The sequence below is a fragment of the Shewanella decolorationis S12 genome (assembly GCF_000485795.1).
GTDB classification, from domain to species: domain Bacteria; phylum Pseudomonadota; class Gammaproteobacteria; order Enterobacterales; family Shewanellaceae; genus Shewanella; species Shewanella decolorationis.
Window position 1 is genome coordinate 21311 of the sequence record NZ_AXZL01000067.1, and the last position, 13246, is coordinate 34556.

The following is a 13246-nucleotide window of genomic DNA, read 5'->3' on the forward strand; positions in this document are numbered from 1 at the left end:
CGCTAATTTCTCCTGTTTTGATAAAAACATGTCATAAAAAAGCCGCCTCACGTTGTTGTGTTGGCGGCTTTTTATTAGGTAGTGAAGCTTGGTATCTGCTTGATTAATATCGCAGTCCTGCATCTAACTCAGCTAAGACACAGATTGGGTTAAGCCGTTATTAGCAACTCCCGTAAACGTTTCACCTCATCACGCAGGGCCGCCGCCTGTTCAAATTCCAAGTTACGCGCATGCTCATGCATTTGCTTCTCGAGCTTGTCGATATCATGGCTTAACTGCGCCGCATCGGCCTGATAACGTTTCGCTTTAGGTTCAGCCACTTTATCCAGTGACGATTGGCTATACCCCTTTTCAGTGTCTCTACCATCGTCCACATCCATCACGTCGGTTATACGCTTGACCACGCCCTTTGGCACAATGCCATGCTCAAGGTTGTAGGCGTGTTGTTTCTCGCGGCGGCGCTCGGTTTCGCCCATCGCCTTGGCCATCGACTGGGTGATCCTATCCGCATAGAGGATAACCTTGCCATTGACGTTACGCGCTGCGCGACCAATAGTCTGGATCAGCGAACGCTCCGAACGTAAAAAGCCTTCCTTATCCGCATCGAGAATACAGACCAAGGAAACCTCGGGCATGTCTAAACCTTCACGCAACAAGTTGATACCGACCAGCACATCAAACTTACCGAGGCGCAAATCGCGGATGATCTCCACCCGCTCCACGGTATCGATATCAGAGTGTAAGTAGCGGACTTTGACGCCGTGTTCGTCGAGGTATTCGGTTAAATCCTCCGACATGCGTTTGGTTAAGGTGGTGACAAGCACCCGCTCGTTGACGGCAACGCGCTTGGCCACCTCGGAGAGTAAATCGTCCACTTGAATGCTGACCGGACGCACTTCCAACTCGGGATCGAGCAAGCCAGTTGGCCGCACCACTTGCTCAACAATCTCGCCGCCACTCTTATCCAGCTCATAAGGGTTTGGTGTTGCCGACACATAAATGGTCTGCGGCATCAATTGCTCAAACTCTTCAAACTTCAATGGCCGGTTATCGAGCGCCGAAGGTAAACGGAAGCCATATTCCACAAGCGTGGTTTTACGGGAACGGTCACCCTTATACATGGCACCAATTTGCGGCACAGTGACGTGGGACTCGTCGATAATCAACAAACCATCGGCGGGTAAATAATCGAGCAAGGTCGGCGGTCCTTCACCCGGTGCACGACCCGACAAGTAGCGAGAGTAATTTTCAATACCGGAGCAATAGCCCAGCTCGACCATCATCTCGATATCGTATTGCACCCGCTCGTGGATCCGCTGCGCTTCAATCAACTTATTGTTGTCGAGCAGATACTGCTTACGCTCGCGCAGCTCTTCCTTAATTAATTCGGTCGCTTCGAGGATTTTTTCACGCGGCGTCACATAGTGGGTTTTCGGATATACAGTAGTGCGCGCAATACGCTTAACTATCTGCCCCGTTAACGGGTCAAACTCGCTTAAACGTTCAATTTCATCGTCAAATAGCTCTACCCGAATACCGTAGCGATCCGAGTCAGCAGGAAAAATATCGATGACTTCACCACGGACTCGGAAGGTACCACGCTGCAACTCGAGATCGTTGCGGGTATATTGCAGCTCACTCAGGCGCTTAAGAATATCCCGCTGCCCCATGGTATCGCCTTGGCGTAGGTGCAACAGCATCTTCATGTAGGAATCGGGATCGCCGAGGCCGTAAATTGCCGATACAGAGGCGATTAACACAACATCCTTGCGCTCCAGCAGTGCTTTCGTGGCCGAGAGGCGCATTTGCTCGATATGGGCGTTCACCGACGCATCCTTTTCAATAAAGGTGTTCGATGCGGGTACGTAGGCTTCTGGCTGGTAATAGTCGTAATAGGAGACAAAGTATTCCACCGCATTATTGGGGAAAAACTCTTTCATCTCGCCATAAAGCTGCGCCGCCAGCGTCTTATTTGGCGCCATAATAATCGTCGGGCGCCCAAGCTGGGCAATCACATTGGCGATGGTGAATGTCTTACCCGAGCCCGTCACCCCCAAAAGGGTTTGGCAAGCTAGGCCAGATTCGAGGCCATCGACCAACTTAGCGATGGCCGTTGGCTGATCCCCTGCGGGGGCGAATTGGGATTCAAGCTGAAAAACAGATTCTGACACGCGAACATATCCTTGTGGTTAGTCGACTCATTCTAATCAAGTCGCCCATTAAGCTCCAGCAGTTATCCCTTTTCAATTACAAGCACTCGCTTGCAATACCCAAGAAGCGTGACATTTTAATGGATAAAAAATGAAATTTTTTGACTACGGTGTTTTCGCACGCAAATTGGCGATAAAACGCCCTAAAATTCAGGAGAAATGCCAAATTAATACACAAGAGTTGACTTTCACTTGCTTACAAAATTGCAACCTAACCCGAGTCTAAAAAAGATAAGACTTGCAATTATTATCTATTTGAAAAATAAAGCTTAAAAAAACTATCGCCAAAATAGTGCAATTTAAGTCCATCGCCCGCACAGCAAGGCTTTGCTGACGGTTTCAAGCCGCAACTCACAGGGTTATCCACAGAATTTGTTGATAAGTCGAAATAAGTGAGAAACCATGAGGGATTGAGGAGTATTTCACCCTAATGTTAGTGGAAGAAGGGCTTTGGTAATTTAATTACATTTGATAAATGTTACTACTTGTTACAGCCTCGATCATTCTAAAAATCTGATACATGGCCGAGCATTATGCTTAAACTCTAGCATCGTAGAATAAAATGACAGCGTTTACCCATTCACGCCATATTAATGTCGACAACTCCTTTATATCGGGTTCGTTTTGCTGATTTATCAGTACTCAGATAGCTGCGTTAAATTAAGTTCTCAGCCTGTGCGGCGGCAAAAATCACTTCGTCCGCCGATGCAACGACAAAGAGAATTTTGGCTAAATCTTGGATTTTCTGAAAATCAGGATCATCTAAATGCATAGACAATTCACGATACTGACCCAGGACATCTAAGATCAAAGATTGCTGAAATAAGGCTTCCGCTTGTACTAATCGACTTAATGCCATAGTTATCACCTCTCAGGATGTTTTAGATGCCACTTATCGTTAAAAATGGCGCCTACCTATCACGGTAAGGATACTTGACCTGTTTGAGTTAAATGGCTTCGTCACAATGCAAAGAACAAGTTCAATGCTGCATAGCTAGGGCGTGTTAACGTTTCGAGATTCGATTTTGTTCATTCTGGCGAGCACATGCTCGCGAAACGAGGAATGATGTGTCGTTATTCGACTCAAATGACGAGCGGCTCTTATGACAGAAAGTCAGAGCAAGGGCTTGCCAGACGAACCCTTCGGGCAATATTTGGCTGGTTTTTCTCGTGCAGAGCATACTTTTAAAGTATCCAAATTATCTGCCCAACCCAATAACTGCTGTCAATTTAACCAATTAAGCACTATGGCGACTAAAATCTGCGGATAAATAGCCAAATGTGTTTAGCGGTATGCACACGCTATCTTACGAAAACATAAGTTATTTCTTCATCAAAATGCTGATTTCTACACCGCAATGCACATTAGATGAGCACTTAACAGCATAATTACACTTTTTTTAGTAACTCGAGTTGACTCCACCCAAAGAGCGTTTTACTATGCGCTCCGTTCTCAACGAGTCATCGAGACGAAATAAACGATTCCCCTGTAGTTCAGTCGGTAGAACGGCGGACTGTTAATCCGTATGTCACTGGTTCAAGTCCAGTCAGGGGAGCCAAGTTTCAATCTCGATAAAAGTGAGGATGCAGTTAGGTAACTAACGATTCCCCTGTAGTTCAGTCGGTAGAACGGCGGACTGTTAATCCGTATGTCACTGGTTCAAGTCCAGTCAGGGGAGCCACTTTATTTCTTGTTAACCTCCCTACTCCAAGCTCAAATAACTCGTCCTGTTGCCGCGTGTTTTCATTTCTGTTTTACGCTAAATACGGTTACACTGTGAGCAGTTTGTTAACTAAAATTCCGAGTATCATCACGCAGATAGGAATATTGCACATCATCCCATGCAATAGCTTATCGCCCATACTTTGACAAATTGAGAGCGAATTTTATGGCGATGTCTAAATCATATCCCATTTTTTTACTGCTGATTTTTTTAGGACTATTTGGCTGGATTTATCACAACGAAAATAACCAGCTCCAGATGCAGCAACAGCAAGAGCTCAATGATTTCCGACAATACATGGGTAATTTTGCCCAATGGCAAGGCAATGGTGCCGAACTGTACCAAAGCATTACAGCACACTATCCATTGCAATTTTTTCAATATATCGACGATACCGACGGCCAACTTAATTACACTCAGGGTGAATTAAATACCCAAAGTGCACATCCATTAGCGAGCTTATTTGCTTTAGATCTTTCTCATACGCAAAAGCTGGCTACGGGTCGATTACAGGTGAAACTAAGTGCTGACCAAGCTATCGAAAACGCTATCAGTAATACCCAACAATTAGGCATAGTACTGTTACTCACCTATATGGTTTTAATGGCCATATTTATACTACTTATCAATAAGTTAAAATCTGCTATCCGTTATGCAGCTGACTATATTTCCCATATCCCTGAAATGAGTTTCTCTGCTATTGAGTCTTCTAAGCTCAATGGTGAAATGGCGCCAGTGAGATTAGCCTTAGAAGACTGCCGTACGCAGTTAAAATCGCAAATGGATAATCTCACCCAAGAGAACCAAAAACTCCATAAGGTAGCTTACCAAGATCCGATTACAGGTTTCGGTAGCCGTCCTCGTTTTACTACAAAATTAGAAAGTATCAGTAATCGCGCCATTCCGCAGTTGGGCTTACTCGCCATGGTCAAAGCCACTGAACTTGCTCATGTTAATCAGTTACAGGGGCGTTCTGCTGGTGATGACTATTTGTCAAGTGTGGCTAATTGTATTCGCAAAGCGTGTTCAAAATACGCCGATGCCGAATGCTACCGCGTATCCAGTGCCGATTTTGCGGTATTTTTGCCTGACTTAGTGTTAAAAGATGGCCCTAAGTTTTTAGAGCAACTCAAAGTATTTCTCGATGAATACCAGCAAATGACCAAGGCTGAATCGGTTGCACACATTGGTTTAGTGCCTTATCAACAGGGTACAGATCCAGTCAACCTGCTCACCCTTGCCGATACCGCGGTGAGCATAGCGCAAACACTCGGGCCTAATAGTTTCCATATTCAAGAAAAACTCAATGGCGATGAACAATTTGGTGACGATCGTTGGAAAATGGCGATCAATGACTTAATTACCCGCCAAGCGCTGAAATTTTTTCAGCAGCCAATTCAACCTTGTCGTAACGATGTCGAAGTTTACCGTGAGCTACTCGCGCGGTTTTACAATAGTGAAGGCAAGTTTTTACCCACGACGACGGTTATCGCGATGGCTGAACGCCATGGCATGAGCACCGAATTAGATAAATTGGTGGTGATAAGTACATTAAAAATGCTTAAGGAAAACCCCACAATTAGCGGTAACTTCGGTATCAATATTAGCGCCTTTTCAGCCCATCAAGAGCTGTTTATTGGCTGGTTAAAAGATATTCTTGGCAAGCACAGATATATCGCCTCTCGCCTTGTTTTTGAACTAAACGAATCCGGCATGCAGGCTAATTTAGGGGCAAGCTATAAGTTTGTCCGTGAAGTACACAGTGTCGGTTCACGGGTCTCAATTGAGCGCTTTGGGATGAGCTTTACCTCCTTCAAATTCTTCAGCGAAGTGCGCCCAGACTACATCAAGCTCGATGGTAGCTATACCTCATCAATCGATGAAGACAGCAATAATAAGTTCTTTGTGCGGATGATGGTGGATGTAGCAAGACGTATCGGCATCCGTGTGATCGCCACCAGTGTCGAGCGTCAGGAGGAAAAATTGACCCTCGAAAAACTCCTCGTCGATGGTCTGCAGGGCTATTACATCGCTCAGCCTCAAGCGATTACTTTAACTGATCAAATTTAAGCCAACCAAAGATTAACGGAGCACTCAAATTTACAGTAAAGATAGTTAACCCTGCATTCTATATGTTGTTTATGCAAACGGAAAAGTCGATAATACGGCCAAGATCCGTTTAGACAAGTATTCAGATGAGTGAATATCTCCTGTTGTTGATCAGCACTGTACTGGTCAACAATTTCGTTTTAGTGAAATTCTTAGGTTTATGTCCATTTATGGGGGTCTCCAGCAAATTGGAGTCCGCTATCGGCATGTCTATGGCCACCACCTTTGTGCTGACCTTGGCCTCCATTCTTAGTTACCTCGTCAATCAATATCTGTTATTGCCCTTTGACCTTAGCTACTTGCGTACCATGAGCTTTATTCTGGTCATTGCCGTGGTTGTGCAATTTACTGAGATGGTGGTGCAAAAAACCAGTGCGGCTTTACACCGCGCCCTCGGTATCTATCTGCCACTGATCACCACTAACTGCGCAGTATTAGGTGTTGCACTGTTAAACGTGAACGAAAAACACGACTTTATTCAATCAGCTATCTATGGTTTTGGCGCTGCTGTGGGATTTTCCTTAGTGTTAATTCTGTTTTCCGCGATGCGCGAACGTTTAGCGGCTGCCGATGTGCCCATGCCGTTTAAGGGCGGTGCCATCGCCATGATCACCGCAGGCTTAATGTCTTTAGCCTTTATGGGATTCACAGGATTGGTTAAATAGATGTCCACCATGTTAATTGCCGTTATCTTATTAACCCTATTGGCATTGTTCTTTGGGGTATTACTCGGATTTGCCGCCTTAAAATTTAAGGTTGAAGGCAATCCCATTGTCGATGAACTCGAAGCGATTTTGCCACAAACCCAATGTGGTCAATGTGGTTATCCCGGTTGCCGCCCCTACGCCGAAGCGATTGCCAATGGCGATAAAGTCAACAAGTGCCCGCCCGGCGGCACTGCGACCATGGAAAAGCTCGCCAGCTTAATGGGTGTCGAGCCCGAGCCGCTCAACGCCGAGGCTCAGTCCCAAGTCAAAAAAGTCGCCTACATTCGCGAAGATGAATGTATTGGCTGCACTAAGTGTATTCAGGCCTGTCCAGTCGATGCCATTATTGGTGCGGGTAAACTCATGCACACCGTGCTCACCGCCGACTGTACTGGCTGCGATCTCTGTGTCGAACCCTGCCCCGTTGACTGTATCGATATGATCCCTGTGGGCCAAAATCTGAAAAACTGGAACTGGCGCTTAAACGCCATTCCCGTGACTCTTATCCAAGAGACCCCGCACGAAGAAAAGAGAGGATAAGCGGTGCTGACTTTATTAGATCAATTAGATAAAGGAACCCTTTGGCGCTCACCCGGTGGCATTCATCCGCCTGAAGTCAAATTCCTCTCCAACACCACGCCAATTAGCCAACTGCCATTAGCGCAGGAATACCTTGTGCCTGTACCACAGGTGGGCGAAAACTGCACCCTTGCGGTCAAAGTAGGTGACAAAGTATTAAAAGGTACGCCATTAACTCAAGGCACCTCTATTTGGCATTTGCCCGTGCACGCGCCAACCTCTGGCACTGTTGTCGCCATTGAACCAAGAGCCAGTAACCACGCCTCGGCCTTGCCGGTCAATACCTGCGTGATTGCCGCCGATGGTGAAGACCGCTGGTGCGAGTTAACGCCAGGCTCAATTGAGCTCAGTAATCATGAAATAATTGCCAAAATCCATGGCGCAGGGATAGCCGGCATGGGTGGCGCCGCCTTCCCAAGCCATATCAAGCTTAATCCCGTCAGTGAAATCGAATTAGTGATTATCAACGGCGTGGAGTGTGAGCCTTATATCAGCGCCGACGATCGCTTAATGCGCGAATACAGCCAAGACATTCTGGCGGGTATTGGGATTATCCATCGCCTCCTAGCGCCCAAGCGTATTGTGATTGCGATTGAAGACAACAAGCCCGAAGCCATCAAAGCCATGCAACAGGCGGTGAGTCATTCCACGCTCCCTACAGGCAGCACTCGAGTAACAGTTATCCCAACCAAGTATCCCTCTGGCGGTGAAAAGCAGCTGATCCAAATCATCACCGGTCGTGAAGTGCCATCTGGTTCCATCCCCGCTAAGCTTGGCATTGTCGTGCATAACGTCGGTACCGCGTTTGCGATTCACCAAGCCGTGACTCAAGGTAAACCACTAATTGAACGTGTGGTGACAGTTACCGGGCAAAATGTCGGTAAGCCCGGCAACTATTGGTTACCCATAGGCACGCCCGTTGAACATGTGCTCAAACACACTGAATTTCACGCCGAAGCCGATCAAAAAGTGATTATTGGCGGTCCTATGATGGGCCATGCGTTACCAACCATCCAAGTGCCTATTTTAAAAGGCACAAACTGTATTTTGGTGCCCAGCAGTCAAGAGATTGGAACCACGCCAGAGGAAAAGGCCTGTATCCGCTGCGGCGAATGTGCCAATGCCTGCCCTGCACTCCTGCTACCACAACAACTGTTTTGGCATGCAAAAGCGGAAGAATATGACAAGGCGGCCAGCTACAACCTTAAGGACTGTATCGAATGCGGTTGCTGTAGTTATGTGTGCCCCAGTGATATTCCACTGGTGGAATACTACCGCATCGCTAAGTCGGCACTAAAACAAGCCGCCGATGAAAAACATCAAGCCGAGCGCGCCAAACTACGTTTCGAGGCGCGTATTCAACGCCTCGAGGAAGAAAAACTCGCCCGCGAAGCCAAGGCTAAAGAAGCCGCCGCGCGTCGCCAAGCGACCATGACCTCAACGGATAAGAATGCCGTCGCCGAAGCCATGGCGCGGATTGCGGCCAAAAAAGCGGCTGCGGCAGAAACCACTGCCGATAACACGCCGGTCGAGGTCGTTGCGGCTGATGCAAGCAGCACTGAGGCGCCTAAGGGTAAGGCGGCCGTTGCCGCTGCGATTGCTCGAGCCAAAGCCAAGAAAGCCGCCGCTGCGGCTCAAGGGGCCGATGAAGCAGAATCGTCTCAACAAGCAGTCTCTTCTGTGCAAACAGCTTCTTCTGAGCCAAGCGAGCCAACTGAGCAATCCGAGTCTTTATCACAAAAAGATAAAGTCGCCGCAGCCATCGCTCGCGCCAAAGCGAAAAAAGCCGCATTAAAAGCCGACTCAGATGCCAATGGCGACACTGACATCGCGACAGACAACACAGATAAGCCAGCAACTGAAACGACGGCTAACGCGGAAGTGGATGACAAAAAAGCCAAGGTTGCTGCTGCCGTTGCCCGTGCGAAAGCCAAAAAAGCCGCCGCGCAGCAGGCTGAATCGAGTGAGGTTACCGAGGTTCTGCCCGAGCATACAGCAGACGCTAAACCAGAATCGACCAATGATTCAGACGATGAATCAGGCAATAAATCAAGCTTAGATGCTGAACCAAGCGCATCACTCAGTCCCGAGGATGAGAAGAAAGCCAAAGTCGCTGCTGCCGTTGCCCGTGCAAAAGCCAAAAAGGCCGCCGCGCAGCAGGCTGAATCGAGTGAGGTTACCGAGGTTCTGCCCGAGCATACAGCAGACGCTAAGCCAGAGTTAAACGATGAATCTGGCAATAAATCAGACTCAGCTACTGATCTAAACGCGCCACTCAGTCCTGAAGATGAGAAAAAAGCCAAAGTCGCTGCTGCCGTTGCCCGCGCAAAAGCCAAAAAGGCCGCCGCGCAGCAGGTAGAATCGACTGAGGTTGCCGAAGTTCAGCCCGAGCTAGTAGCAGACGCCAAGCCAGAATCGACCAATGTGTCAGGCAATGAATTAAGCTCAGCCACTGAACCAAGCGCATCACTCAGTCCTGAGGATGAGAAAAAGGCCAAGGTCGCTGCGGCGGTTGCTCGTGCTAAAGCCAAAAAAGCGGCCAGAGAAGCGAATGCTAACAGCGATGCAAATGAATAGCACTGCGGGTTTTAACCTCAGTGCTTTAAAAATGATTAGCTTAAAAATCAGTGACTCAGGATTAGATAAAAGGGATCACAATGGCGTTTAAAATAGCCTCATCACCCCATGTTACCCGTAATATGCATACTTCAACGGTTATGCAAAGGGTCATTTTATGCTTGTTACCCGGACTTGTGGTGCAATGCGCCTTTTTCGGCTGGGGTACGCTTATTCAAGTGTTACTGGCAATTATCGTAGCCTTAAGCTGTGAAGCCGCGGTGATGAAACTGCGTAACCGCAGCATTAAAGCGAGTTTAAGCGATAACAGCGCCATGCTGACGGCAATCTTAATCGGGGTTGCGATCCCGCCGCTAGCACCTTGGTGGATGATCGTTATGGGTACAGTGTTTGCGATTGTTATCGTCAAGCATCTCTACGGTGGCCTAGGCCATAACCTGTTCAATCCCGCGATGGCCGCCTATGTGTTACTGCTGGTTTCCTTCCCTGTGCAGATGACTAGCTGGATTGCACCAAGTACGGTTGCGCTCAATACCCCAAGTGTTATCGATAGCTTGCAACTGATCTTCAACGTTGGTGCTCATGGTGGGATGGATCAATTCCGTTTAGGGATTGATGGGATCAGTATGGCAACACCGCTCGATACCCTCAAAACCGATCTGTCTCTAGGGCTGACTACCACTGAGAGTTTGGCCAAAAGCATATTCGATGGCGGCACTGGCGTGGGTTGGTTTTGGGTCAATTTAGCCTATTTGGCTGGCGGTTTAGTGCTACTTAAATTAAAAGCCATCCGCTGGCATATCAGCACAGGCGTGTTGGTGGGATTATTTGTGGCATCCAGCATCGGCTTTTTACTGTCACCCGATATGCAGGCAAGCCCGCTGTTCCATTTATTCTCAGGCGCGACCATGCTCGCCGCCTTCTTTATCGCGACCGATCCCGTCACCGCGGCGACCAGTCCACGAGGCCGTTTAATTTTCGGCGCATTAATTGGTGTCTTGGTATATATCATCCGTACCCAAGGTGGCTATCCCGATGCCTTTGCCTTTGCCGTGCTACTCGCAAACCTGTGCGCGCCATTTATTGATTACTATGTGCGTCCGCGCACCTATGGCCACTCTGCGGGCTAAGCCTGTGGCATAAAAGAATCAAGCGAGCTTGAACAAGGATTCTTGAGGAATAAAAGTGAATAATCCAATGATTAAAAATGGTCTGCTACTTGCTCTATTTGCCCTGCTCTGCACCGGCTTAGTGGCTGTGGTTAATCAACAGACCTTTGATGAAATAAAGCTGCAACAGCAGAAAGAACTAATGGGCATCTTACATCAACTGATCCCCGATGATCTCCATGACAATGAGCTGACCGCGCAGTGCACATTACTGCAAAATAAAGAGGCGCTCGGCACTGACGATGCCTTGCCTGCCTATATTGCCACCGCTGCGGGTAAGCCCGTCGCTATCGCTCTCGAAGCCATTGCCCCCGATGGTTACAACGGTAATATTAAACTGATCGTAGGTATCAACACTCAAGGTGAAGTGTTAGGCGTACGCACACTTTCCCACCAAGAAACTCCGGGCCTCGGGGATAAAATCGAGTTACGTAAATCCGACTGGGTCACTAAGTTTGTGGGAAAAGTGCTGACATCTGAAGATGACAAGCAATGGCAAGTGCAAAAAGACGGTGGTGATTTCGACCAGTTCACTGGTGCGACAATCACACCACGCGCCTATGTGAAAGCCGTTAAACGCGCTGTATGGTACTTTACTCAGCATCAAGCAGAGATTTTCAGCCAACCACTGAATTGTGAGGCCAAACATGACTAATTATCGCGAAATTGCCTGGCAAGGACTCTGGAAAAACAACCCCGGCTTGGTGCAACTGTTGGGGCTTTGCCCACTGCTGGCCGTAACCGCGACCCTCACCAACGCCCTTGGCCTTGGTATCGCGACAATGCTGGTGCTGATTGGCTCAAACGTTTTGGTTTCGTTAGTGCGCGACTATGTGCCCAAGGAAATCCGTATCCCCGTGTTTGTGATGATCATTGCGGCGCTGGTGACGGCGGTGCAACTGTTAGTCAATGCCTATGCCTATGGGTTGTATATGTCCTTAGGGATCTTCTTGCCACTGATTGTGACCAACTGCATTATAATTGGCCGCGCCGAAGCGTTTGCCTCCCGTAATAATGCCTTTAGCGCCGCCTTCGATGGACTGATGATGGGGCTTGGCTTTACCTTAGTCTTAGCGGTCCTTGGCGCAACGCGGGAAATTCTCGGCCAAGGCACCCTGTTTGATGGCGCAGACCAACTGCTCGGCCCATGGGCAAAAGCCTTAACGATGCAGGTATGGCAAGTCGATACCCCCTTCCTGCTGGCGATGTTACCGCCCGGCGCCTTTATTGTAATGGGCCTACTTATTGCCCTGAAAAACGTTATCGATAAAAAGCTTAAAGAGCGTCAACCCGAAGCAGCAGTGCAGCCAAGCGTAACACGGGCACGGATCACCAAAGTGAGTTAAGCCCTTATTGAGATAACAGCTTAAGTAGTGGGTTTAGCGTTAAACCCACTACTTCCAAGGATCACTATGAATCAACAAAAACGCATCCAAATCCTCACCCGCCTGCGTGAAAACAATCCCAAACCCGAAACAGAACTGAATTTCTCCAGTCCCTTTGAATTACTGGTGGCGGTGACCTTGTCGGCACAGGCGACCGATGTGAGCGTGAATAAGGCGACCGACAAACTGTTTCCAGTGGCTAATACCGCTCACAGCATTTATGCCTTAGGCGTGGAGGGATTAAAGGAATATATCAAGACTATTGGCCTGTATAACAACAAGGCCATCAATGTGATTAAAACCTGTGAAATCTTAATTGAAAAATACAATGGCGAAGTCCCTGAGGACAGAGAGGCGCTAGAATCGCTCCCTGGCGTTGGTCGTAAAACCGCTAACGTGGTACTCAATACCGCCTTTGGCTGGCCGACCATCGCCGTCGACACCCATATCTTTCGCATGGCAAACCGCACTAAATTCGCCCCCGGTAAAAACGTGGTAGAAGTCGAGGAGCGCATGTTAAAGGTTGTTCCCGCCGAATTTAAGGTCGATGTGCACCACTGGTTTATTCTGCATGGCCGCTATACTTGTCTTGCCCGCAAACCCCGCTGCGGTAGCTGCATTATTGAAGATCTTTGCGAGTTTAAGGAAAAGGTCTATCCCGAAGAATAAGGGCTCCACAATGCGGTCGTTAAGCACTCTAACTAACGGAATGAGTAAGTAACAAGGGCTTTCAGGCTAGAGAATACTTTCGGCTAGTTAAGCTGAAAGCCCTTTGTTATTAGCGTT

General features: G+C 48.1%; 10 protein-coding genes and 2 tRNA genes. 10 read left to right on the plus strand and 2 right to left on the minus strand.

Annotated features, from left to right (window positions below; translation table 11 throughout):
* Positions 1-149 precede the first annotated feature (149 nt).
* Complete coding sequence (uvrB, locus tag SHD_RS11310; protein ID WP_023267232.1) at positions 150-2171, minus strand: excinuclease ABC subunit UvrB; 2022 nt, start codon at positions 2169-2171, stop codon at positions 150-152.
* 694 nt (positions 2172-2865) lie between these two features.
* Entirely contained in the window at positions 2866-3069 is a 204-nt protein-coding gene (locus SHD_RS11315; protein WP_023267233.1) for a hypothetical protein, read from the minus strand.
* Positions 3070-3693: 624 nt separating this feature from the next.
* Here SHD_RS11315 and SHD_RS11320 point away from each other — a divergent pair.
* The 10 genes from SHD_RS11320 to nth all read left to right on the plus strand — a co-directional run bounded on the left by SHD_RS11320 (position 3694) and on the right by nth (position 13129).
* Positions 3694-3769 (plus strand) — tRNA-Asn (locus SHD_RS11320).
* Between the two features lie 47 nt (positions 3770-3816).
* Positions 3817-3892 (plus strand) — tRNA-Asn (locus SHD_RS11325).
* A 207-nt stretch (positions 3893-4099) separates the two neighbouring features.
* On the plus strand, positions 4100-6004 hold the full coding sequence (locus SHD_RS11330; RefSeq protein ID WP_023267234.1) for an EAL domain-containing protein: 1905 nt from the start codon (positions 4100-4102) through the stop codon (positions 6002-6004).
* A gap of 125 nt (positions 6005-6129) precedes the next feature.
* Positions 6130-6708 carry an electron transport complex subunit RsxA gene (rsxA, locus tag SHD_RS11335; RefSeq protein WP_023267235.1) on the plus strand — a complete coding sequence of 193 codons (579 nt, stop codon included), beginning with the start codon at positions 6130-6132 and terminating at the stop codon, positions 6706-6708.
* Positions 6709-7290: an electron transport complex subunit RsxB gene (gene rsxB, locus SHD_RS11340; protein WP_011626120.1), complete on the plus strand. Its 582-nt coding sequence runs from the start codon at positions 6709-6711 to the stop codon at positions 7288-7290.
* A gap of 3 nt (positions 7291-7293) precedes the next feature.
* A complete protein-coding gene (rsxC, locus tag SHD_RS11345; RefSeq protein WP_023267236.1) occupies positions 7294-9906 on the plus strand; it encodes an electron transport complex subunit RsxC in 2613 nt (870 codons plus the stop codon).
* A gap of 80 nt (positions 9907-9986) precedes the next feature.
* Entirely contained in the window at positions 9987-11036 is a 1050-nt protein-coding gene (gene rsxD / locus SHD_RS11350) for an electron transport complex subunit RsxD (RefSeq protein ID WP_039978180.1), read from the plus strand.
* Between the two features lie 55 nt (positions 11037-11091).
* Positions 11092-11730: an electron transport complex subunit RsxG gene (rsxG, locus tag SHD_RS11355; RefSeq protein ID WP_084294871.1), complete on the plus strand. Its 639-nt coding sequence runs from the start codon at positions 11092-11094 to the stop codon at positions 11728-11730.
* A complete protein-coding gene (locus SHD_RS11360) occupies positions 11723-12421 on the plus strand; it encodes an electron transport complex subunit E (protein WP_023267239.1) in 699 nt (232 codons plus the stop codon). Before rsxG ends, SHD_RS11360 begins: the two co-directional genes overlap by 8 nt.
* A gap of 66 nt (positions 12422-12487) precedes the next feature.
* Complete coding sequence (nth, locus tag SHD_RS11365) at positions 12488-13129, plus strand: endonuclease III (protein ID WP_023267240.1); 642 nt, start codon at positions 12488-12490, stop codon at positions 13127-13129.
* Positions 13130-13246 lie beyond the last annotated feature (117 nt).

Excerpts from the sequence above, each read along its gene's own strand:
- nth (WP_023267240.1), top strand. The coding sequence starts at position 12,488 with ATGAATCAACAAAAACGCATCCAAATCCTCACCCGCCTGCGTGAAAAC.
- rsxD (WP_039978180.1), top strand. The coding sequence starts at position 9,987 with ATGGCGTTTAAAATAGCCTCATCACCCCATGTTACCCGTAATATGCAT.
- SHD_RS11315 (WP_023267233.1), bottom strand. The coding sequence starts at position 3,069 with ATGGCATTAAGTCGATTAGTACAAGCGGAAGCCTTATTTCAGCAATCT.
- SHD_RS11360 (WP_023267239.1), top strand. The coding sequence starts at position 11,723 with ATGACTAATTATCGCGAAATTGCCTGGCAAGGACTCTGGAAAAACAAC.
- SHD_RS11330 (WP_023267234.1), top strand. The coding sequence starts at position 4,100 with ATGGCGATGTCTAAATCATATCCCATTTTTTTACTGCTGATTTTTTTA.
- rsxB (WP_011626120.1), top strand. The coding sequence starts at position 6,709 with ATGTCCACCATGTTAATTGCCGTTATCTTATTAACCCTATTGGCATTG.
- rsxA (WP_023267235.1), top strand. The coding sequence starts at position 6,130 with ATGAGTGAATATCTCCTGTTGTTGATCAGCACTGTACTGGTCAACAAT.